Source organism: Sporofaciens sp. St.21A7, assembly GCF_059728535.1.
The window spans coordinates 3200349-3223309 of the sequence record NZ_BAAGFN010000001.1; the positions used below are offsets into that span (position 1 = coordinate 3200349).

General features: G+C 43.7%; 15 protein-coding genes and 1 pseudogene. 3 read left to right on the forward strand and 13 right to left on the reverse strand.

The window, feature by feature from the left end; genetic code table 11:
• Positions 1 to 10 precede the first annotated feature (10 nt).
• The 3 genes from AC6I3O_RS15855 to AC6I3O_RS15865 are packed head-to-tail and all read right to left on the reverse strand — an operon-like array spanning position 11 to position 3992.
• Positions 11 to 2251, reverse strand: coding sequence for a BrnT family toxin (locus AC6I3O_RS15855; protein ID WP_497851724.1), 2241 nt, complete (start codon positions 2249 to 2251; stop codon positions 11 to 13).
• Positions 2252 to 2272: 21 nt separating this feature from the next.
• Entirely contained in the window at positions 2273 to 3238 is a 966-nt protein-coding gene (locus AC6I3O_RS15860; RefSeq protein WP_497851725.1) for a nucleotidyl transferase AbiEii/AbiGii toxin family protein, read from the reverse strand.
• On the reverse strand, positions 3228 to 3992 hold the full coding sequence (locus AC6I3O_RS15865; protein WP_497851726.1) for a type IV toxin-antitoxin system AbiEi family antitoxin domain-containing protein: 765 nt from the start codon (positions 3990 to 3992) through the stop codon (positions 3228 to 3230). Before AC6I3O_RS15865 ends, AC6I3O_RS15860 begins: the two co-directional genes overlap by 11 nt.
• A 360-nt stretch (positions 3993 to 4352) precedes the next feature.
• Here AC6I3O_RS15865 and AC6I3O_RS15870 point away from each other — a divergent pair, with 360 nt between their 5' ends.
• On the forward strand, positions 4353 to 4718 hold the full coding sequence (locus tag AC6I3O_RS15870; RefSeq protein ID WP_497851727.1) for a helix-turn-helix domain-containing protein: 366 nt from the start codon (positions 4353 to 4355) through the stop codon (positions 4716 to 4718).
• Positions 4719 to 5070: 352 nt separating this feature from the next.
• On the opposite strand, the pseudogene AC6I3O_RS15875 reads toward AC6I3O_RS15870, so the two are convergent.
• The 7 genes and pseudogenes from AC6I3O_RS15875 to gltB form a co-directional block, all read right to left on the reverse strand.
• Positions 5071 to 5987, reverse strand: a pseudogene (locus tag AC6I3O_RS15875) (IS256 family transposase).
• Between the two features lie 6 nt (positions 5988 to 5993).
• Positions 5994 to 6566 carry an abortive infection family protein gene (locus AC6I3O_RS15880; protein ID WP_497851728.1) on the reverse strand — a complete coding sequence of 191 codons (573 nt, stop codon included), beginning with the start codon at positions 6564 to 6566 and terminating at the stop codon, positions 5994 to 5996.
• 221 nt (positions 6567 to 6787) lie between these two features.
• On the reverse strand, positions 6788 to 7723 hold the full coding sequence (tsf, locus tag AC6I3O_RS15885) for a translation elongation factor Ts (RefSeq protein WP_497851729.1): 936 nt from the start codon (positions 7721 to 7723) through the stop codon (positions 6788 to 6790).
• Positions 7724 to 7792: 69 nt separating this feature from the next.
• A complete protein-coding gene (gene rpsB, locus AC6I3O_RS15890) occupies positions 7793 to 8539 on the reverse strand; it encodes a 30S ribosomal protein S2 (protein ID WP_497851730.1) in 747 nt (248 codons plus the stop codon).
• Positions 8540 to 8746: 207 nt separating this feature from the next.
• Positions 8747 to 9922 (reverse strand): C40 family peptidase, encoded by a 1176-nt coding sequence (locus AC6I3O_RS15895; protein ID WP_497851731.1) that lies wholly within the window; start codon positions 9920 to 9922, stop codon positions 8747 to 8749.
• A gap of 148 nt (positions 9923 to 10070) precedes the next feature.
• Entirely contained in the window at positions 10071 to 11570 is a 1500-nt protein-coding gene (locus AC6I3O_RS15900) for a glutamate synthase subunit beta (protein ID WP_497851732.1), read from the reverse strand.
• A gap of 12 nt (positions 11571 to 11582) precedes the next feature.
• Positions 11583 to 16193 carry a glutamate synthase large subunit gene (gltB, locus tag AC6I3O_RS15905; RefSeq protein WP_497851733.1) on the reverse strand — a complete coding sequence of 1537 codons (4611 nt, stop codon included), beginning with the start codon at positions 16191 to 16193 and terminating at the stop codon, positions 11583 to 11585.
• A gap of 553 nt (positions 16194 to 16746) precedes the next feature.
• On the opposite strand from gltB, the gene AC6I3O_RS15910 reads away from it, so the two are divergent.
• On the forward strand, positions 16747 to 18330 hold the full coding sequence (locus AC6I3O_RS15910) for a dicarboxylate/amino acid:cation symporter (protein ID WP_497851734.1): 1584 nt from the start codon (positions 16747 to 16749) through the stop codon (positions 18328 to 18330).
• A gap of 154 nt (positions 18331 to 18484) precedes the next feature.
• On the opposite strand, the gene AC6I3O_RS15915 is transcribed toward AC6I3O_RS15910, so the two are convergent.
• Together AC6I3O_RS15915 and AC6I3O_RS15920 are read right to left on the reverse strand one after the other, a co-directional pair.
• Positions 18485 to 19444 (reverse strand): CPBP family intramembrane glutamic endopeptidase, encoded by a 960-nt coding sequence (locus AC6I3O_RS15915; protein ID WP_497851735.1) that lies wholly within the window; start codon positions 19442 to 19444, stop codon positions 18485 to 18487.
• Positions 19445 to 19631: 187 nt separating this feature from the next.
• Positions 19632 to 19763 (reverse strand): hypothetical protein, encoded by a 132-nt coding sequence (locus AC6I3O_RS15920; RefSeq protein WP_497851736.1) that lies wholly within the window; start codon positions 19761 to 19763, stop codon positions 19632 to 19634.
• A 134-nt stretch (positions 19764 to 19897) separates the two neighbouring features.
• Here AC6I3O_RS15920 and AC6I3O_RS15925 point away from each other — a divergent pair, with 134 nt between their 5' ends.
• Positions 19898 to 21760 carry an IS1634 family transposase gene (locus tag AC6I3O_RS15925; RefSeq protein WP_290451298.1) on the forward strand — a complete coding sequence of 621 codons (1863 nt, stop codon included), beginning with the start codon at positions 19898 to 19900 and terminating at the stop codon, positions 21758 to 21760.
• 238 nt (positions 21761 to 21998) lie between these two features.
• On the opposite strand, the gene AC6I3O_RS15930 is transcribed toward AC6I3O_RS15925, so the two are convergent.
• Entirely contained in the window at positions 21999 to 22637 is a 639-nt protein-coding gene (locus AC6I3O_RS15930; RefSeq protein WP_497851737.1) for a PIN domain-containing protein, read from the reverse strand.
• Between the last annotated feature and the right edge of the window lie 324 nt (positions 22638 to 22961).

Below are 22961 nucleotides of genomic sequence, written 5' to 3' on the forward strand. Positions count from 1 at the left end.
CCCCAAATTTCTAAGCTTTCTTCTTGCGATTTCTTTGCACCACCGCGCTCTTAAACGCCTTCATCATGGCTGGCGACAATTCTCCACAATCCTCATCGAAGTTAATAGGACTTTTTTTCTCCTCTTCTACTACAAACAACACATCTCCGACTTTCCCTATCGCAATATATCTATCCTCATCAGCACTATGTTCAAAATCAAACATTTCAATATAATAAGGATCATCAAAATTGGGGCCGTTGCTTTTTCCAGCATCTAAAAATTTGTATTCCAGCTTCAGCAGAGGAAGCTTATTCAATAGTTCTGTCATTTGTTCTTCAAAATGTGGATTTACTTCATTAAAAACTTTAGATATATCATGCAATAAATCTATTTGCAATAATCCTGTAATATCTGTATTCCCCAAAAACATAAATTGTTTATTAAACAGTATATCTCCTTCCTCAATAACCTTCCGATTTATCTTAAAATAATAATAGATTTCACACCACAGCAGAGCTTTCAATATATCTGCATATATTTCAATACTTAAACATCTTATTTTTGCGATCCGACCAACTAATTCTTGTGTCATTCCTACCTCATACACATATTCTATAAGCATTTGTGTTGCGTTATGTTCTATTATCTCTAAAGTATTTATTAGAATATCTTCTTTATTGAAAATCCCCATCTCCATGAGTATATTATATATAATCCTTGCCCTTAACACATGTAAACTTTCAACATATGTAGAATTTTGCGTAACTTTAACAAAGTATTCCTTTTCAAAATGTTTAATCATTTTAAGTTTTTGTTTACATTGTACTTTTTGAAACAAACCGTTAACAGAAACACTGTTATTATGAATTCCTGCCAAAGATATAATCATTAGGCTTTCAAGCCAGGAATCCGCCTCCTCTTCATGATTTACTATATTTTCAATTTGAGCTTTAATTCTATCAGCCAAAGTCCTGGATTCATTAAGCATAAAAATGTATTCCATTAATGGCCCATTTTCGCCAAAAGATTTCCAAGCATTATCAAATGACAAATATGTAGTATTTGGATACATTTCGTATAATTCTATAGCCTCATCCTTTGAAAACTCAATCGATATTTCTTCAAAATTATGTTTTGAATAATCTATAGAACTTCGTTGAAAATCCTCTTCTCTAATAGAAATAAGTATTTTTATATCTTTTGCCAGTTCCAATGCTTTTTCGCAAATCCACAGCCATTGGATATCATAAGGCTCCACATCTATATATACAACAATATCTTTCCTGGCGTTCAAGCCTCTAAGAACGCTTAATATATCTATTGCCTGATCTTCTGAAGTAACTCTTTGAATACACATAATATTCAATTCCGGATAATTATCAATAAGATATCGGTAAGCTAAAGTAGTTTTTCCCTGGCCTGATGCTCCTTTTATCAAAACAATATTATTCTTCAAGAATCTATCTCTAATTTCGTTAAGCCATCTTCCTCTTCGCAAATCGCAGCCACTTCTAATATGATCTGGACTGGCATTAATCCCCATCCTATAATCATTTAATAACTCTTCACTTGTTTTATTTGATTTATAGTCATAAAGCGGAATAATTGTTCTTTGATATTGTCTTTGTATCGAATCTATTGCCATCAGATCCTTTGCTATATTACTTACTTTTTCTTCCCAACATTTTTTTGATGTATATCCTTTTTCACTTGAAAGTTTGTATATATAATAAATCAGATTATCTTTCACCAAGTTATATGCCACTATTTCAACATATTCCTTCATAGTTTCTTTGATACTTTTTTCAATTTCAGATTCACTTATCTCTTCTATCTCTAAATGATTTAGCAACCATAATGTGTCATTTTCATTATAACCATACGATAATAACTTATTGTAAATACTACTTTTTCTCTTTTCCTTTTCTTTTAGCATGTTTTGTAACTCAGGACCAATATTTCCAAATGACACGATCTTCAAACATATTTTTTCACTCTTTTTAAACTTCAAACATCTTCTAAAGAAAGAATCATTCTTTTTCGGAGATAAATCTGAAAGAGATAAATCATCAGACAAATTTTTAACTTGAACAAGTTCTTTAATCTTCCCTTTTCTCATAATCATTAGATCTTCAACTTGTTCTGGATATAGCTGTTCATCATCTTCTGCTGTCAATAGCCGTTTTGCTATATATAATGTCTGTGTCGAAAAACCTCTCCAAGCAGCTTCTGACCCTATTTCAGACTTAACAAACTCATTTTTTTCCATTTAAAAAAATCTCCCCGTGTACTAAAATTTCATCTCGACTTTTTGTTCCAATTGCATCTTCCAAATAGCCATTGGATGTTCTACAATATTTTCTAAAATCTTATTATTAGAAAATAGAAGCGAAGGTATATATTCACCTTTCTCGAACATATCCAAATACTCTTTTTCCTCCTCTGTCAAAACCATAAGTTCCTTTATAAACTTTTTTGCTTCCTCTTTACGTTCATCTAAATTAAAATTATCTTTTTTCCGAAGCACTGGAAACAAATCACGCCTAATCTTAGAAAACTCCAATCCATCAATCGCAGATGTATTAAAAGTCTTATTGATCTTATCTGTCGATATGGATGCATAAAAAATAATACATTTACGGAACAATTCATGTTCCGATTCATCAAATAGACCAAAATAAATCATATTATTGAAGTCATACAAATCTCTGGCTGCTGCCCGACTCATAAGCGCATTTGCTTTTGCGGCAAAGATCTCTACAGGTTCCAAAGTCCGTACCATTACATCTTCCTCAAAAATATCCGTTACAATCTTTCTCTCTATTGGAGCAAAAATATGAGATCGCAAGGAGTAATTCAACTCCAATTTTATATTATCCCTGTTACCGCCGGCATTTTGATATTGAAACAGCATAGAATCCAGGCTATGACTATACCTGGAAGATCCTGAAAGAAAATATCCTTCCTCTGTCATATAGCTTTCCAGCATTTTTGTAATTTTCTTTCTGACTTTTTCCATATCTTTCAATGGCAGATTTGGAGTAAAATCCAGGTCTAAGTCAACAGAAAGCCTTGGCAGATTGAAAATAGTCATATTGATTGCTGTTCCGCCTTTTAAAGCCAGATGTTCATGCAGATATTCATTTGTATTCAAATAAGTCAATATTTCTTTCAGCCTCAACACTTTTTCAAATGTGTCCCGAACAAATCCATATTGCTTTGCAATTTGTCCAAGTTGTCCCTTATTATAATTCATGCCTGACTCCTTCATTTTTCAAATAATACATCTGCTCTGGAACTACAAGCCGCCATACAGCATCATATTTTCCGCCATTGTAATCTTTCGTCAAATAACGTTTACTGCGCCCAATCCTGTCTTGGCATATCTGAAAGAACTCATTTGATAATCCAATGCGTTCCTGTTGACTTTTCAACAAAAAACCCACTTTTTGATATAAAAACTGATTATCATAGCATTCTAAATATGCAAGCATACGTTTTTCTCCAAGAACAGATATCGCCTGAATATTATCGATCACTTCTTCTAATCCTGCTATTTTATCCAAATCCTTAATACTGTCAATCACAGTTCGTTCCTTATCTGTTATTCGCACGCCCCCGCTGTATTTTACTGTTTCGACTCCCTCATTACATTTAGAACATACATAGCAAAATGTGTATCCATCAAATTTAAAATCTCGAAACATCGTATTTGAAGATACATAAACCTCATAAAAAATCTGGTCACTAATTCCATAATATTCCATTGCCGAATGATGAGAAAGATACGAGGTAGGTGTGATCGCGCCTGCAATTTGATAACGGTTCGCCAATGGAGCATCCGTTTCTCCACTAATGCATGTGTAAAGGTTATTTCGTATCTTTACTGCAAGACCACCCTTTGTCAAACGTTTTACCGCCGAACGCGCACTTTCAATGTTATCATAGTATTGACTTACATGTTCCATTGTGAATACTGGATATTTTAGTAATTCAAAATATAATTTCATACTGCTTCACCGTTTATTTTCCATTCGAATTAGTTTGTTTTCAAACTATTTTGCTACATCTTTAATTTATACTATAATAATTTTTTCTTTTTGTCAAGTTTAAAATTTTATCAAAATAGTTTATTTTTAAACTATTTTTCACTGACATATGCACATTCTGCAATCCAAATTTCCAGTTCCGTAAAAGAAAAAGAGCCTCAGATTTCTCTAAAGCTCTCCAACTTTTACTTTAAAAACTTTTAATTACATCAATCATTTCAAATTAACAGTAATTTCTACAACTTCACTTTTGGTTCCTATACGAATTGGTGGCCCCCATGTTCCTGCTCCTGATGTTACAATTACCTGTTTGCCATTATCTTGATAATATCCATAATCAACAATAAATGCTTTTTTTGTAAGCAAGTTAAGGTCTTTGAACGAATTGAATACCTCTGCCAGAAAAAGCACTTTACCATGTACAAACTAGCAAAAGAAGCGGGTATGCCCTATTCTAGCCTAAACAATATCATACACAGGCGTACCTGCCCCACTGTCGGCACACTGGAGAAACTGTGCAAGGGACTGAATGTGTCACTGTCAGACTTCTTTGATTTTGAACTATATCCGCTGAAAGATGAATCACTTACACAAGAAGAAGATGAACTGATTAACAAATACAGGTCACTCTCGCAGAATAAGCAAATGCTACTGGACGCTTATATAGATGGGCTTTGCCAGAAATAAAACAGGCAGGATAAATCCGAGGCTGTAAAAAATCTTGTGTCTATGGAAACTAGAATTCCTTGATAAGAATTAGATATGTAAGAAATATTTGTCAGATTTACAATTTTTATATTGTCGATTTTCTGTCGAATATTTCTTTGTATCTATAGTATAACCATTTCCAGGAAAGTTATACTGTTTTTTCTAATTTTTTGCACAATTATTAAGGCCCTGTATTAATTGTTTTTGTTCGTGGGCTCTGCCCACACCCGGCCTCCGGAATAAGATTGGGGGGGGGTTCTGGCAATAATACAGATGCCGATGGAATAAGGGTGGGATGATAGGTCTTGGTGACGCCATCCCGCCTTTTGTCTTACAGATAGTTCGTAATCCTTTCATCATATAGGACAATCAATTGATTCAATACCTGATCCCAGTTCCTATATCTTTGCGTCCATTTCTTCACCACATTTTCACTGGCCAAATTATTGACGGTTTACTCCCCCTATGATATTGGTTGTATACATAATTCGTCTGATATCATCTGAGAATTGGAAAAATGAGCTTACATCTTCCCAGTTGTTTTCCCAATTGCTAATGGCATAAGGATACTTTTTCCCCACCGCCCTTTTACGGAATCACACACCGCTGGATCTCTGCCTGCGGATAGACTGCCTGTATTGCTTCCTTAAAGCCGGGAAGCCCGTGTACACAGAAGAAGAGTACGTCTTTTACACCACGGTTTTTTAAGTCATTTAACATGCCCAGCCAAAACTTGCTGGTTTCATTTGCACCTACTGTGATGCTCAGGATATCTTTGTATCCTTCCAGTGTAACACCTAGCACCACATATGCAGCGCGGTTCAGGATCCGCCCATCTTCCCGTACTTTATAGTGGATACAGTCCATGAACACAAAAGGGTAGATTGGGTTTAAAGGGCGGGACTGCCATTCTTTTACCTGAGGCAGGATTTTATCGGTAATCTTGCTGACCATTTCAGCGGATACTTCGATCCCATACAGGTCATTGATCGGATCATGAAATTCCCCGTTTCGATCCCGTGGGACATCAATTTGAAATTCTCCGTATTGGCTTTTCAGTGTTTTAGGTGAATGGCCATTTCTTTTGTTATCTGTCAAAAGATCACCTTTTTGATTTTTCTCATAACCGAGGGTGGCATCGAGTTCTGCTTCCATAAGCTCCTGTAGAATATCTTTGAAGCTTTCTTTGAGAAGAGAATACACATCTGCTACACTGCTAATGTTATTTTGTGAGATAATTTGTCGAATTTGCTCCTAATTGATTCTGTTGTCAATATCGCTGCTTTGATTCAATCCGTACTTCTCTTTTATTTTTCCATAATACTGCGTCAAATCACCATTCATCTTAACATTAACTTTTTCATTTTCCAAAACATATAAGAAAATTTCCTCCATCAATGTTCTCGACTTTGTTATCACGCTATCATAATTTCCATTGGATAAATCCTCAGTACATCTTGTCCTTAAACTGTGTATATATTCCATATTCACAATATTAAAAACCGGAGCTTCTATTTGTATATCTTTCTGAAACTCAACAAGATAAAATTTCTCATTAACTACCTTCAATTCATGTTTTCCTAAAAACAGAATTGAAAACATATATGCTAAAACATTAGACACCATTTCACGTTTAATGATATTTAACAGAAATGCTTTAAACATTTCACATCTGAAACTACAACCTAACTCATCTTCCTTATAAACAATCGGAAATCCGAACCTTGTCGCTAATGAACAAATATTTTGACCTCTTAAATAAGGCAAACCTAATCTATACCCTTCTGATTGACAATCAGCATGTAAATCTACGTCCAGAAACGGCAAGCAAACTTCTCCCCTTTTCCCAAAAGAAACAGGCAAACTTTCACACACCATTTGGGGGATACCCTTTCCCCCAACTCTTCCCCCAAAAATCCCCCAAATTGGCACTCAAAATACGGTAATTTACGATAAATTATGAACCTCTCCTTAGAACGCAAAAAACCCCTGAAAATGCCCATTCTATGGGATTTTCAGGGGTTCGTAAATCAATTTTTCTCAGAAGTTTACTGATTCATCTGCGCCGCAACCTCCGCCGCAAAATCCTCATTCTTCTTCTCAAGCCCTTCGCCCGTCTCAAACCGCACGAACCGCTTCAAAGTAACTGCAGAACCAGCCTCCTTAGAAACTGCCTCCAGATACTTCGCAACCGTCTCCTTATTCTCAGCCTTCACATACTCCTGCTCTAACAGGCAGACTTCCTTCAATTCCTTATTCAGACGTCCGGTAATCATCTTCTCAATGATATTCTCCGGCTTGTTGGCATTCTTAGGATCGTTTTTAGCCTGAGCGACCAGAATCTCCTTCTCATGCTCCTTATACTCTTCCGGCACATCGTCGGTAGAAACATACTTAGGATTCAGCGCCGCAATCTGCATTGCAACATTCTTTAAGGCTTCCTTCACCGCATCAGAATGACACTGTGTCTCTGCCTCTACCAGAACGCCAATCTTGCCGCCCGCATGGATATAAGATACCACGATTCCATTCTCGGAAACGACCTTCTCGAATCTTCTGATATTCATATTCTCGCCAATCTTAGCGATCATAGCAGCCAACTTGTCCTGAACAGTCATAGATGTATCCAGCGCCCACGGCTCTGCCTTGAACCCTTCCACATCCGCCGCATTAGAATCTGCAAGCTGCTCTACTACTTCCTTAACATAAGTCTGGAATACTTCGTTCTTCGCCACGAAATCCGTCTCGGCATTGACTTCAACGATTGCAGCCACCTTGTCGTCACCCTTGATTGTAGTAGCAACAATGCCTTCCGCCGCAATACGTCCGGCCTTCTTCTCAGCCTTCGCCTGTCCGTTCTTTCTCAGATATTCTACAGCCTCGTCCATGTCGCCGTTCGTCTCGTTCAGAGCCTTCTTACAGTCCATCATGCCCGCGCCTGTCATCTCTCTTAACTCTTTTACCATACTAGCTGTAATTGCCATGTCAATCTCCTCCAAATCTATTTCCCATAAATAAACTCAATCTTCCTTATCTAATAAAGAAGATATCGTCTACTCGTCTGCTTCGTCCGTATACGCTTCCTCTGCCTCGTCATAAGCTCCGTCATCGCCGGTCATCCCCTGATTCGCCTCAACCACAGCGTCAGCCATCTTAGACACAATCAGCTTCACTGCACGGATTGCATCGTCATTGCCCGGGATTACATAATCCAGTTCTTCCGGGTCACAGTTGGTATCCGCAATACCAATCAACGGGATTCCAAGTGTATGTGCCTCCTGTACGCAGATCCTCTCCTTCTTAGGGTCAACTACGAAAATAGCGTCCGGAAGCTGCTTCATCTCTTTGATTCCGCCCAGATTCTTCTCTAACTTCTCCCACTCTTTTTTCAGCTGGATAACTTCCTTCTTCGGCAATACATCAAAGGTTCCGTCCTCTGACATTCTCTCAATCTCTTTCAAACGTGCAACCCTGCTCTTAATTGTCTTGAAGTTAGTAAGCATACCGCCCAGCCATCTCTCGTTGACATAGAACATCCCGCAGCGCTCAGCCTCCGTCTTAATCGCATCCTGCGCCTGCTTCTTGGTTCCGACGAATAATACCGTACCGCCGTCTGCCGCAATGTCAGATACCGCCTGATACGCCTCGTCAACCTTGCCTACTGACTTCTGCAGATCGATAATGTAGATGCCGTTCCTCTCCGTGTAAATGTATGGAGCCATCTTAGGATTCCATCTTCTGGTCTGATGTCCGAAGTGAACACCTGCTTCTAAAAGTTGCTTCATTGAAATAACGCTCATGTTTCTTTCCTCCATTTGGTTTTTTGCTTCCGCATATGTGTAAGCCCTCGAAACCGGCTCGGATACCCTTGATATGCAATCCCCGGCACCCTCTCGGACAAACAAATGCGTGATTTTTGCGACTTTTTCATGATAGCACAAAAGCCTTGCATTTGCAAGGCTTTTATACGCTCAAATTCTACAATATGTATCATAAACTACTCTCTCTTACCAATAACGTCTGTACCATGGAGAACCGTACACGGCAACTTCCTTCACAGACTCTCCCGGCTGCGGCGCATGAACCATCATTCCACCGCCGGTATAAATCCCCACATGTCCGGAATAACATACAATATCTCCAGGCATCGGGCTGCTGACTGGTACTCCGCCGCCGCCCTGTTCACCAGATGTACGTCCGATACGGATTCCTGCAACTCTGTGAGCATACTGGGTAAGACCTGAACAGTCAAGACCTGACCCCGGTGACGTGCCGCCCCATACATAAGGAACTCCAATCTGGGAACGTGCCGCGCTTACGATAGTCTGTCCAACCGAAGCATTGCCAGAGCTAGTATAACCGGAATTGCTTCCGCTGCTGTTATTGTTACCGCTGTTTCCGGTGCTTCCGCTGCTGCCTGAGTTATTTGATGAACCGCTTCCGGAATTGCCGGAGTTGCCGCTGTTCTGATTATTATTGCTGCCATTCTGACGGTTTCCAGAATTATTATTGTTATTCGCCGCCGCAAGCTGACGCTGGCGTTCCTCTTCTTCCCTGCGCCTGCGTTCCTCAGCCTCCCTTGCCGCTGCCTCTACCGCCGCCTGAATCTGACCGTCAAGGTCGGCTACTTCTGCCCGCTTTTCCTCAATCGTCGTATCCAGCACAACCTTCTGGTCTTCGTATTCCACCTGCAAAGACTCAAGCTTCTTCTGGTCTTCCTCAAGGGTAGTCTTCAACTCTGCGATCTGATTCTTTGTCTCTACATACTCCTGTAACTGATCCCGGTCATAATCATGTACATTCTGCACATATTCCGCCTTGTTGACCAAATCAGAGAAATTCTCCGCCGTTACCAGAGACTCAAGGGCTGTCGTATCTCCCTCTTCGTACATATATTTAATACGAAGCTTCATCGCCTCATACTGCTCTCTTTCTCTTACCTCAGCGGCCGCCAAATCGTCTGTCGCCTGAATGATCTCCTCACCCTTCTTGACCAGATCCGCCTCTAGACCATTTATCTTCGATATGATCTGCGTCAGTTCCTCCTGCAGGGAATTCACTTCATTCTGTTTCTCAGCCTTGTCCTCTTTCAGCTCGTCAATCGACGGCGCCGCCATAACGGGCGTAACGATCAGAGAACCTGCAATCAAAGCGGCCAAAAGTCTTGCTCCAAATTTCCTCATACTGAAACCATCCTTTTTATGTATTTTCTGCTTACTATTTACACTCATCTACGTTTATCTGACATAGTCCCTCTACATCTGGTAACAATTATACCTCAAACCACTAAGACTTGCAACATTTTTTAATAATTTTGTAACAAATGTTTTTTTACTGGATATTCATATTCGTATATCCCATCAAGCTGACATCTACTTCCTGCGCTGCTTCCCTGCCTTCGCGGATCGCCCATACCACCAGAGACTGCCCTCTATGCATGTCGCCCGCCGCAAACACATTCGGCACGTTCGTCCCATAAGCCCCCGGGCTTGTGGCCACATTGGTACGCCCATCCACATCGACGCCGAATGCCTTCGTCACATAATTTTCGCTCCCAAGGAATCCTGCCGCAATCAGCACCAGATCCACATCCACCGTATATTCACTCCCGGCCACCTCTTCCATCGCCAACCGTCCGGTCTTCTCATCCTTCTTAGGCATAAGCTTCACAAGCACCGCCTTGCAGACATTCCCCCCTTTATCCTTCTGAAACTCCTTCACCGTAGTCTGGTATACCCTTGGGTCATTTCCAAATACCGCAATCGCCTCCTGCTGCCCATAATCCGTCTTACACACCTTGGGCCACTCCGGCCACGGGTTATCTAGCGCCCGCTCATCCGGCGCTTTCGGCAGCATCTCAAGCTGCAGCACAGACTTTGCCCCATGGCGCATGGACGTGCCGACACAGTCATTCCCCGTATCGCCGCCACCGATGACCATCACGTTCTTCCCTTTTGCGGAAATGTACTCCCCGTCCTTTAGCTGCATCTGGTTCGCCCACAGCGCCTTTGTGGTAGATTTCAGGAAATCTACCGCAAAATAGATTCCCTTCGCCTCCCGCCCTGGGACCTTGATATCCCTTGGGTTAGATGCACCGCAGCACAGGATGGCCCGGTCATACTCCTGTAAGAGTTCCGCAGCCTTCTTGTCCTTCCCCACATCACAGCCCGTAACAAAGGTGATTCCTTCTTCTTCCATGACTCTGATTTTCCGGTCAATGATCTGTTTTTCAAGCTTCATGTTCGGGATTCCATACCTGAGCAATCCGCCGGCCTTGTCCTCACGCTCGAACACCGTCACGCTGTGCCCTCTCCGGTTCAGCATATCCGCCGCCGCAAGCCCCGAAGGACCGGAGCCCACCACCGCAACCTTTTTGCCCGTGCGCACCTTCACCTGCTTTGCCGCAGCATATCCCTTTTCGTATGCATTTTCAATAATCCCATACTCATTTGCCTTTGTCGAAACCGCATCTCCATTCAGGCCGCAGGTACAGGCAGCCTCACACAGCGCCGGACACACCCGGGAAGTAAATTCCGGGAAATTATTCGTCTTTTTCAGCCTATAGTATGCTTCCTCCCAGTTGCCATGATAAATCAAGTCGTTCCATTCCGGAACCAGATTGTGCAACGGACATCCGCTGGCCATACCCGCAATCATTTGCCCCGACTGGCAGAACGGGACGCCGCAGGCCATACATCTTGCGCCCTGCCGTTCCTGTTCCTCTTTCGATAAAGGACTGTGGAACTCGTGAAAATGCTTAATTCTTTCCCTCGGCTCTTCCGCTGGCTTGTCCTGTCTTCCATACTCCATAAAACCTGTCGCTTTTCCCACTGTCTCCACCCCCTATCTTTCGCCCTTCATGGCGTAAAATGCTTCTGTCTTCGCCTGCTCGCTGCTCATGCCCTGCTCCTCCAACTGGAGAATCGTCGTAAGCATCCGCTCATAGTCCACAGGGATAATCTTCTTGAACTTAGGCAGATACTCCTTGAACCGTTCCAGAATCTCCTTGCCGATTTCAGAGTTCGTACATGCCACATGCTCTTCTATCATACCTTTCAACTCATTCACGTCATATTTGGATGAGATACGCTCGATATTCACCATCTGCTTATTGACATTCCGGTACAAATCGCTGTCCACATCCAACACATACGCCACCCCGCCGCTCATACCGGCGGCAAAATTCCTGCCCGTCTTTCCAAGGACGACGACACGCCCTCCGGTCATATATTCACATCCATGGTCTCCCACGCCTTCCACAACGGCGGTCACGCCCGAGTTACGCACTGCAAAACGCTCCCCTGCCACACCGTTAATGAAAGCCTTGCCGCTGGTAGCTCCATAGAGCGCCACATTTCCTATTATAATATTCTCATGATGGCGGTACTTCACTCCTCGCGGCGGGTACACGATCAACTTCCCGCCTGACAATCCTTTTCCAAAGTAATCGTTGCTGTCGCCCACAAGCTCCAGCGTAAGCCCCTTGGGAATGAACGCCCCATAGGACTGACCGCCTGCCCCCGTGCATTTTACCACATAACTGTCTTCCGGAAGCCCCTCCGGATACCGTTTCGTAATCTCTGAACCGAAAATCGTCCCGAAGGTCCGATCCGTGTTGGTCACGTCCACCTCCACGCTCCGCTTCTGTCCCTTTTTCAGGGATGGAAGCAGCTGTCTTACCAGCACCTTCTCATCCAGCGTCTTTTCCAATTCAAAATCGAACACTTTCTTAGGGTTAAATGTCACCGGAGTCTTGGTCCCTTCATAAGGGTTATATAGAATCCGCCCCAAATTAAGCGTCGCAGCCCGCGCAGACGTGGCGTGTTCCTTCACCCGCAAAAGATCGGTACGCCCTACCAACTCGTCAATCGTGGGGACGCCGAGCCTCGCCATGTATTCCCGCAGGTTTTCCGCCACAAAACGCATAAAGTTCACCACATATTCCGGCTTTCCGGTAAAATGTTTCCTAAGCTTAGGGTTCTGTGTGGCAACGCCTACCGGGCAGGTATCCAGATTGCACACCCGCATCATCACGCAGCCCATGGTAATCAGCGGAGCCGTCGCAAACCCGAACTCCTCCGCCCCAAGAATCGCCGCAATCGCAATGTCCCGGCCGCTCATTAGCTTGCCGTCCGTCTCCAGACGCACACGCTCCCTAAGCCCATTCTGGAGCAAGGTCTGGTGCGTCTCCGCAAGCCCAAGCTCCCACGGCAGACCCGCATTGTGGATCGAACTTCTCGGCGCAGCCCCGGTTCCTCCGTCATACCCGGAAATCAGAATCAGTCCCGCACCCGCTTTCGCCACGCCTGCGGCGACGGTTCCAACGCCCGCCTCCGACACCAATTTCACCGAAATCCGCGCATCCTTATTGGCATTCTTACAGTCATAGATCAACTGCGCCAAATCCTCGATGGAATAAATATCATGATGGGGCGGCGGGGAAATCAGGCTGACTCCCGGGGTAGAATGACGGGTATTGGCAATCCAGGGATACACCTTGCCGCCCGGAAGATGTCCGCCCTCTCCCGGCTTTGCGCCCTGCGCCATCTTTATTTGAATCTCTTTCGCGCTCACCAGATAACGGCTGGTCACGCCAAACCGTCCGGAAGCCACCTGCTTGATCGCAGAACAGCGGTCACTGTCCAGACGTTCGATTTCTTCCCCACCTTCTCCGCTGTTGGACTTGCCGTGGAGACGGTTCATTGCAATAGCTAATGTCTCATGGGCTTCCTTGGAAATAGAGCCGTATGACATGGCGCCCGTCTTAAATCTGGTCACGATTGCATCCACACTCTCTACATCCTCAATGGGAATCCCCTTCTTAGGATAGTTGAACTCCAACTGTCCCCGCAGGTTGATATGCTCGCCTTCTGCATTGACCATCTCCGTATATTTTTTGAACATCTCATAGTCTCCCCGTCTGGTAGACTGCTGGAGCATATGAATGGTCTGGGGATTGTAAAGATGCCGCTCCCCTCCACTCTTTATCTTATGCTGCCCGATGCTGTCAAGGGTCATATCCACCTCAAGGCCCAGCGGGTCGAACGCCTGGGAATGGCGCGCCACATAGTCAGACGCCAGCTCCTCCATCCCGATGCCTCCCACACGGCTTACGGTATCTGTAAAATATTTCCGGATAAATTCTTCCTTTAACCCAATGGCTTCAAAAATCTTCGCCCCCTGGTAAGACTGTATGGTTGAGATTCCCATCTTAGAGGCAATCTTCACGATGCCGCCAAGGACGGCGTGGTTATAATCATCCACTGCCGCATAGTAGTCCTTTTTCAGCATATTCGTCTCAATCAGATGCCGGATGGACTCATGGGCAAGGTAAGGATTAATCGCACAAGCCCCGTATCCCAGCAGAGTCGCAAAGTGATGGACTTCCCTCGGCTCTCCCGTTTCCAGAATAATCGCGACAGACGTCCGCTTCTTCGTCCGCACCAGATGCTGCTGCAGCCCCGACACCGCCAGCAGGGACGGCATAGCCACATGGTACTCGTCCACGCCCCTGTCCGAAAGAATCAATATGTTAGCCCCCTCCCGGATGGCACGGTCCACTTCGATAAACAGATATTCAATCGCCTTCTCAAGCCCTGAGTTCTTATAGTAAATAATCGGAATCTCGACGGGATGGAAGCCTTCTTTCCTCATATTCTTAATTTTCAGAAGGTCCGTATTGGTCAGGATTGGATTATCCACCTTCAACATCCGGCAATTCTCTTCCCTTTCTTCCAGCAGGTTCCCGTCCGCCCCGATATAAACGGTCGTGGATGTCACCACCGATTCCCGGATCGCGTCGATCGGCGGGTTCGTCACCTGGGCAAAAAGCTGTTTGAAATATCCGAAGAGATCCTGATGCTTCTCTGACAGGACCGACAGAGGCGCGTCAACCCCCATTGCCGCTGTTCCCTCGGAACCGTTCATCGCCATCGTAAGGATAGACGTCTTCACTTCCTCATAGGAATAACCAAATGCCTTCTGCAGTTGTTTGCATTCCTTTGCCGTATAGGAAGGCACCTTCTGGTTTGGTATTTTCAGGCTGCTAAGCTCAATCAGGTTGCTATCCAGCCACTCCCCATAGGGCTGCCTTCCCGCATAGATTTCTTTCAGCTCGTCATCGTCAATTACCTTTCCCTGAACCGTGTCCACCAGCAGCATTTTTCCAGGATGAAGGCGCTCCTTTACCAGAATCTTACCCGGGTCAATGTCAAGGACGCCCACTTCTGATGACAGAATCAGCGTGTCGTCAGAGGTAATATAGTACCGGGAAGGACGAAGCCCGTTCCGGTCAAGGACGGCTCCCATACAGTCGCCGTCAGAAAACAGAATGGACGCCGGTCCATCCCAAGGCTCCATCATCGTTGCATAATACTGGTAAAAATCCTTCTTCTTCTGGGACATGGTCTTTGAGCTTGCCCATGGCTCCGGGATAGCAATCATCACGGCAAGGGGCAGATCCATCCCGCTCATGACCATGAACTCGATTGCATTGTCCAACATGGCAGAATCCGAACCGGAACTGTTGATTGCCGGCAGCACCTTGTGAAGCTCTCCTTTCAGATACTCCGATTCCATATTCTCTTCCCGCGCCTGCATCTTGTCCGCATTGCCCCGGATGGTGTTGATTTCCCCGTTATGTACGATAAAACGGTTGGGATGGGCGCGCTCCCAGCTCGGGTTGGTGTTGGTGCTGAAACGGGAGTGTACCAGCGCGATTGCCGACTCATAATCCGGGTTCTGCAAATCTTCAAAAAACGGCCTGAGCTGTCCCACCAGGAACATTCCCTTATATGCAATAGTCCTGCTGGACAACGACGCCACATAGGTATCGTCGCTGCTTTGCTCGAAGATTCTGCGCACCACGTAAAGACGCCTGTCAAAATCAATCCCTTGCTTAATCTTCTCAGGACGCGCAATAAATCCCTGTTGGATACAAGGCATACATTCTGCCGCCCGGCTTCCAAGGACTTCCCTCCTTACCGGGACTTCCCGCCATCCAAGAAAATCCATCCCTTCTTTCCGGACAATCACTTCAAAAATCTTCTTCGCCTGGTTCTTCTTTAATTCGTCCTGGGGAAAGAAAAACATCCCAACCCCATAATCTCTCTCCGAACCTAAAAAGATGCCGAGAGGTTTACAGACTTTGGAGAAAAACTTGTGTGAAATCTGCAACAAAATTCCAACTCCATCGCCTGTCTTACCCTCGGCATCCTTGCCGGCCCTATGCTCTAAATTCTCAACAATCTTCAAGGCGTCCATCACCGTATTGTGGCTCTTGCGCCCCTTGATATTCACGACTGCACCGATTCCACAGTTGTCATGCTCGAACTGCGGACAATACAGGCCGTCCTGCTTTGCCGGATAGATTCCGCCCGTCTCACAGAGGCTTGTGTCCCGGCGTACCCTCTGGGTGTGTCCAAGGGTATGATTATTTACAATCTGTGCATTCATACATTTAACCCTTTCTTCAGTTTTTCTTACTATACTACCTTTTGCAAGTTTTGTAAATAGGAAATTTTATTTAAATTATCAGATAATTAGATAATAATTTTATTTTTATAAAATAATCTATTTATTCAAGATTTTCACATATATATCATGAATATTTTTTCTTTCTATCTCACTCAGTATTGTCATGAAAATCACAATATCGTCTCTCTCATAAAAAGGATGTCGGAAAATGTTATGTTTTCATACCATATATTAAAGATTAAGAAGAATATATAACGAATTATACCAGAATAGATACAAATCATCCCACACCCGCCAAAGCAAAATTCTTATTTGCTATAATACCGAAGTATAGAAGCTCTGTGCCAGGACAGAGGGAGCATGTCAGACGAAAGGTGAGGAAGCGCTGATGCAAAAACTTCTGCCCGCGGCAGGAGAAGCAAAGGAAAGGGATCTTTCTCTGGATGTGGAATACAGCGAGAGGGAAAATCTGGCGCAGATGCGGTTTCAATTTATTATAAGTATATAGATTAAAAAAATAAGAGAAAAAATTATGGAAAAGATGAAATTAAATAATGAAAATATTGCGCATGCAAGCAGTCTTGCAGAAAAGACGCTTGGAGAATGGGGCGTTGATGCCAGAAATATTATCCAAATCCGGCTTGCAGTGGAAGAAACGCTGTTAAAGTACCAGGAGGCTTTGGGCGTGGAGGCAGTGTTTGCACAAAAATATATCAAACGTCTTAATCGTATCCGACTGGAACTTTTCCTGCCAGGGGAAAGGGTTGATCCCTTTGATGCGGGGGAGGAAGAACAGAGCCAGGTACTGCAAGGACTGCTTGCCAATATGGGGGTTGCACCCGCGTGGCAGTACAAAAATGGAGAGAATCTTATTTTATTTACTCCCAAAAAGAAGAAACGTTCTCAGATGGTTTCACTGGCATTGTCCGTAATACTGGCTTTCTTGTGCGGCGGTGTGTGTAGTTTCCTGCCAGAGAGTGTCAGGACTTTTCTTGCAGATGAGATTATCAGCCCTGTATTTAACCGTTTTATGGGACTTTTATCAGCCGTTGCAGGTCCTATGGTGTTTCTTTCAATTGTATGGGGAATATACAGCATTGGGGATATGGCGGCTATGGGCAGAATCGGAAAGAGGATGATTGGACGCTTTATGCTAATGACGCTTCTTCTGACACTGCCTGTATGTGTATTTGCCATGCCGTTTTTTTCCTTTCAAACCGGAGACGGGGGGAAGTTTGATTTTTCTGAATTGTTTCAAATGGTTCTGGATATTGTACCGGGTAACTTTTTTACGCCCTTTACAGAAGGGAATCCTATGCAGATTATTTTTGTGGCAGTTTTAATAGGAATCGCAATGCTGATTCTGGGAAACAAAGCTACGATTGCCGCGGCCTTTGTGGAACAGTCCAATTATATTATACAGCTTATTATGGAGGCAGTCAGTTCTTTTGTTCCCGTGTTTGTGTTCGGCAGTATTCTAAATATGATACTGGGTAATAACTTTTCGGTATTTCTTCCTGCATATAAGGTGTTTCTGGTAATGCTTATGGGAGATGCTGTTCTTCTGGCAGTGTATCTTGTGCTGGTATGCACAAGGAGGAAGGTGAAGCTTAGGGTATTGCTGAAAAAGATGACACCCACTTTTCTGATTGCATTAACCACGGCATCTTCTTCTGCCGCATTTGGGGTGAATATGGAGTGCTGTGAAAAAGACCTTGGGATTGACAGAAAGATCGTTAATTTGGGTATCCCTTTAGGGCAGGTTATCTTTATGCCGGGGGTTTCCGTTATGTTTCTGGCGGTGGGATTTTGTATGGCTGAAATCTATGGCGTGACGGTTTCTCCGGCGTGGCTGGCTACGGCCGGTCTTATTGCTATTGTGCTTGCGGTGGCGGCGCCTCCTATTCCCGGCGGTGCGCTGACCTGTTATACGATTTTGTTTGTCCAGCTTAAAATTCCCATGGAGGCTGTAGCGGTCACGATTGCCCTCAACGTAATACTGGAATTTATTACGACAGCAGTGAACTTGTTCTGTCTGCAGGCGGAACTTGTGGAACTGGCTGCCGGTCTTGATATGCTGGATGTAAGAAAACTGAGAGAGAAGAAAAATGTATGAAATAGCTGAAAGAAGGCACCGCTCTCTCCAAAATCTAATAATCATTTTTGGAGAGAGCGGCGCCTGCCGTCTTTTAATTTATAGTCCTCTTTCTCGCGCGGCCTTTAAGTCCACCCGTTTAGGCTTTAAATGCGCGAAATCTGCTCTACACCACTTATTCCCCATCCATTGTACAATGAGAAACCAGATTCTCCTTCCCCTCGGATGCACTTGGCACATCCGGCTTCTCTTCAATCCTCTGAACCAACACAAACATCGTAGATGCGACAAATGCACAGGCGACCGTCACAATCCCCATCCGCATCTTGTCTTCCATCAACCAGTCAAGCAGCTTATACTCCGTCGCCAATACGGACAATAAATTCATAGCCATATGCGCCGCAATCGGAGCCTTGACAGAGCCATACTTTTCGTAGAGATATGCCAGCATCATACCTAAAATAAATCCGTAGAGCATCTGCACCATATTCACATGCATCAATCCGAATACCACGGCAGAGTATAATGCCGCCTGCATATAAGTCGCACGCTCACGCAGCCGCTTAAAGAGCAGTCCCCGGAATACCAATTCCTCGCTCATCGGCACCAGAACCGCCAGCACAACAATCTGGACAACAAGCGGAGACGAATAGAAAGCCTCCATCGTCGCCTGATAGGATTCGCTCATCTCCGACAGATTCCCTATCAGAATCAGATTATTAAGCCCAAGACTCAGAGCCAATGCCATAAGCAATCCCACCGTATATTTCCAGAGAGGCGCTTTCCTATTAGGGATAACCCCTCTCTTCCTCTCCTTTACCCTGTCCGAGTGGAAGAACCAAAGCATGATTGGAATCGTAATCAGTGCAGCAACGCCCTCAATCAGCGTGGAAGCATTCAGGTATTGATTCAAAATCTTATCATACAATTCCATCATCTTCTCTTCACTCTGCATCGCTATCATGGCAGCCTCCTGATCTGCCATCACATAGACCATGCTCAATACACCCATGGCAATCATGCTGACTCCAATCCCAACTGCCCATTTTATCAAAATCGGTCCCCATAAATGCCAGACGCGCTTACCGTAGCTCTCCGGCTGCATCGGGGGAACCTGCCTGTATTGCTGTTCCATATCCATCCTCTCTTTCCTCTGTTGAATGTATTACCGTATACTTTATTCATTCTACTTCTCATTTATGGAACATGCAATTAAAAAAATATTAAATATTACAATAACTGAACAAAAATACAAATCTCAAAAAAGATGCAGCAGCCCATTCCCGCACTGCCACATCTTTTCTCACGCCTTTTCATCCAAGTCACAACAACTCTTCCCGTATCTTCCGGTACACTTCCAATCCGTCTTCTCTCCCGAATATCCTAAGTGCATTCACATAAAGCTTCTTCCTGGATTCCTTCTCCTTCAAAAGTTCCCACATCTGTTCTTCCATCGCCGGATCTTTAACACTTAAAAAAAGATAAAATCGCTACAGTCCCTATAAAGCCTGCATTTTTTTGTCAAATTTTTGAAATTATTTTGTTGTATGGTGTTGTGTTTCACGTGAAACTATGCTATAATGGTGTTATGAAACTTTGGTATGACAGGAAATCAAAAAACCCTACCTATTTCGTTCAACTCGGTATCCGGAATGGGAAAAAAACGACTACTAAAAATATTGCACGGATCGGTCGGCATTCTGATCTTCTAAAGATTACCGACGACCCTCTTTCTTATGCCAAAGAGCAGGTCGCCAAATTCAATGAGGAGGCTAAACTTAATCATCAGATTTCTTTAGAACTCAAGATCAACTTTGCTGAAAAGCTTAAAGCTTCCGATTCGCTTGCTTCTTCCAGCAAACAACTTAATATTGGCTACTTTTTTCTTCAACAGCTTTACCACAGCCTGGAAATCGGTTCTTTCTTTGACTCCTTAACAGCCGATTCAAAGATTACCTTCGACCCGAACCTTGTGAACCGTTTCCTTACCTGTGACCGCATTCTTGCGCCGGATTCAAAACTCAGCTCCCTGCAGCATATGGCAAATTACTATGAACAACCTCAGTTCGATTACATGCATATCATGCGCACCATGGATCTTATGGCAGATCATTATGACGAATATATCTCCCATCTTTTCGAGAAAAGCAATAACATTATTAAGAGGGATACTTCTGTCTGTTTCTATGACTGCACGAATTATTATTTTGAGACTGAAATGGAAGACGAGGATTATGTCGATGAAGTGACCGGTGAAACCATCAAGGGGCTGCGTAAGTACGGTCCATCCAAAGAACACCGCCCCAATCCCATTGTTGAAATGGGGCTGTTCATGGATACGGACGGCATCCCTCTGTCCATGTGTATTACTTCCGGCTCAGACAATGAACAGACAACCGTTATCCCATTGGAAAAAAAGCTCTCACAGATGTTTCAGAAAAAGAAATTTATATACTGTGCAGATGCCGGCCTTGGTTCGCTCAATATCAGGAACTTTAATTCCATGGGCGGCCGTGCTTTTATCGTCACCCAGTCTGTAAAGAAACTTTCCGACCATTTGAAAGAAGCTGTTTTTAATGATTATGGTTATAAGCTTCTTTCTTCTGACACACCTGTTACAATTGAGGATTTGAAATCCTTCGATAAACGGGATCCTGAAAATAAAGATTTATATAATGACAAGGCTTACAAGATCATTGAAGCCGATCAAGCATTCGATCTTGGGCTTTATGAAGAAAAGCACCTGAAAAACGGGAAAACAGTAAAAGTAAAGTCGAAAGCCACCGTAAAACAAAAGGTGATTGTAACTTTTTCCAGAAAAATGATGGAATACCAGCGTTTTATCCGGAACCGACAGATTGAACGGGCAAAAAAACTTCTTAAGAATCTGGAGCCCGATACCTATAAAAAGGGGCCTCATGATGTCACGCGCTTCATCAAAAGAACTTCTTGTACGAAAAGTGGGGAGACTGTTACAGATTCATACGAAATAGATCAGGCTGTTATAGACAAAGAAGAAAAATATGATGGTTTTTATGCGGTAGCGACAAATCTTGATGACGATGTAAAAACCGTAATTGGGATCAGCTCGAACAGGTATAAGATTGAAGACTGCTTCCGGATCACGAAGACAAATCTTTCTGCGCGCCCTGTATACCATCAGAAGCCCCGGCGGATTGTTGCACATTTTATGATCTGTTATACATCGCTTCTGATATACCGGCTGTTAGAAACAAAATTAAACCGATATGGAACACACTTTTCTATTGAAAATATCATTGAAACCTTAAAGAACATGGAAGTAGCCAATATAGAAGATATGTGTTACATGTCAACCTACGACAATTCTAAGGTATGCACAGCCCTAAATGCAATTTGGGGGCTTGGTCTGGATAAAAAATACTATCAACCGAAAGAACTAAATAAAAAGATCAAAAAAATTTCAAAATAGTCTTTCCATACAACATCCATAATCAAAGCTAAAGAGGCGCAATCCTAGTAAAATCAAGGGATAGCGCCTCTTTAGACTTTTGCAAGTGTTAAAGATGGGATTCTACTTCTCATTTATGGAACATGCAATTAAAAAAATATTAAATATTACAATAACTGAACAAAAATACAAATCTCAAAAAAGATGCAGCAGCCCATTCCCGCACTGCCACATCTTTTCTCACGCCTTTTCATCCAAGTCACAACAACTCTTCCCGTATCTTCCGGTACACTTCCAATCCGTCTTCTCTCCCGAATATCCTAAGTGCATTCACATAAAGCTTCTTCCTGGATTCCTTCTCCTTCAAAAGTTCCCACATCTGTTCTTCCATCGCCTGATACTTCGTATCCTGAAAGATCTCTTTCGTCCTTTTTTGCAGTCTCTCCTCTTCCCTGTATCTTGCCACTTCCGCTTCCATCGAAACATGCTTTAACCCTTCTCTTGCCGTCCTTGTCCTGACATTGTCCTCATTTGCCGAACGGATGCACCCTCCTATGGTTGAATTCAACACAACCGCCCCTTTCTTCGAGGCTCTTTCTCTCCAGTACTCCTGCACTGCCTTGAATCCCTGATCCCTGCTCACGATTGCCGCCTTCCCCTGATACCCGCCGCCAAAAATCTCTCCGAGCATCGAGGCGATATAAAAATCCAAGGCGTTCTTCCCACTTCTTTCCAATCTGCACAGTTCCAGACCGCTCCCGGAATCAAGTATCAGCTTCAACAATCCGTACTCAATCTTATCACAGCTCTTGCTATAGAAAATGATTACTTTATCTTCCGCTCCCAGATACTCAGCTCCTCTGAGTCCCTGACCGCCTGTATTCTCATAATCGATCATAAAGTACATCCTATCGCCACTCACTTACTCCGCCTGCCATAACGCCACGAAAAAACACGGTCTATCAGCTTCTATCAAACCTATCCCGTGGAATCCATCCTGCCACGGCTTATCACAGCACCGTAAGGAATGTCGTTGCATCAGCGACATTTATCTCTAAATACGTTTCTTCCGGAGAATTCTTCCGATTCATCATTCGTCAAAAGAATTCTTCCGCCTCTCCACTCTCTTTCGTATATCAGGAAATGCCTTTACCATTTCCTAAACATAGAATACCAGAAAATCCAAACTGATGCATCCAGTTACAAACTGATTGACAAAACC

What these genes read in the sequence shown, in the direction of transcription:
- AC6I3O_RS15855 (WP_497851724.1), bottom strand. Translation starts at nt 2,251, where the DNA reads ATGGAAAAAAATGAGTTTGTTAAGTCTGAAATAGGGTCAGAAGCTGCT.
- AC6I3O_RS15860 (WP_497851725.1), bottom strand. Translation starts at nt 3,238, where the DNA reads ATGAATTATAATAAGGGACAACTTGGACAAATTGCAAAGCAATATGGA.
- AC6I3O_RS15865 (WP_497851726.1), bottom strand. Translation starts at nt 3,992, where the DNA reads ATGAAATTATATTTTGAATTACTAAAATATCCAGTATTCACAATGGAA.
- tsf (WP_497851729.1), bottom strand. Translation starts at nt 7,723, where the DNA reads ATGGCAATTACAGCTAGTATGGTAAAAGAGTTAAGAGAGATGACAGGC.
- rpsB (WP_497851730.1), bottom strand. Translation starts at nt 8,539, where the DNA reads ATGAGCGTTATTTCAATGAAGCAACTTTTAGAAGCAGGTGTTCACTTC.
- AC6I3O_RS15895 (WP_497851731.1), bottom strand. Translation starts at nt 9,922, where the DNA reads ATGAGGAAATTTGGAGCAAGACTTTTGGCCGCTTTGATTGCAGGTTCT.
- gltB (WP_497851733.1), bottom strand. Translation starts at nt 16,193, where the DNA reads ATGAATGCACAGATTGTAAATAATCATACCCTTGGACACACCCAGAGG.
- AC6I3O_RS15910 (WP_497851734.1), top strand. Translation starts at nt 16,747, where the DNA reads ATGGAAAAGATGAAATTAAATAATGAAAATATTGCGCATGCAAGCAGT.
- AC6I3O_RS15915 (WP_497851735.1), bottom strand. Translation starts at nt 19,444, where the DNA reads ATGGAACAGCAATACAGGCAGGTTCCCCCGATGCAGCCGGAGAGCTAC.
- AC6I3O_RS15920 (WP_497851736.1), bottom strand. Translation starts at nt 19,763, where the DNA reads ATGGAAGAACAGATGTGGGAACTTTTGAAGGAGAAGGAATCCAGGAAG.
- AC6I3O_RS15925 (WP_290451298.1), top strand. Translation starts at nt 19,898, where the DNA reads ATGAAACTTTGGTATGACAGGAAATCAAAAAACCCTACCTATTTCGTT.
- AC6I3O_RS15930 (WP_497851737.1), bottom strand. Translation starts at nt 22,637, where the DNA reads ATGATCGATTATGAGAATACAGGCGGTCAGGGACTCAGAGGAGCTGAG.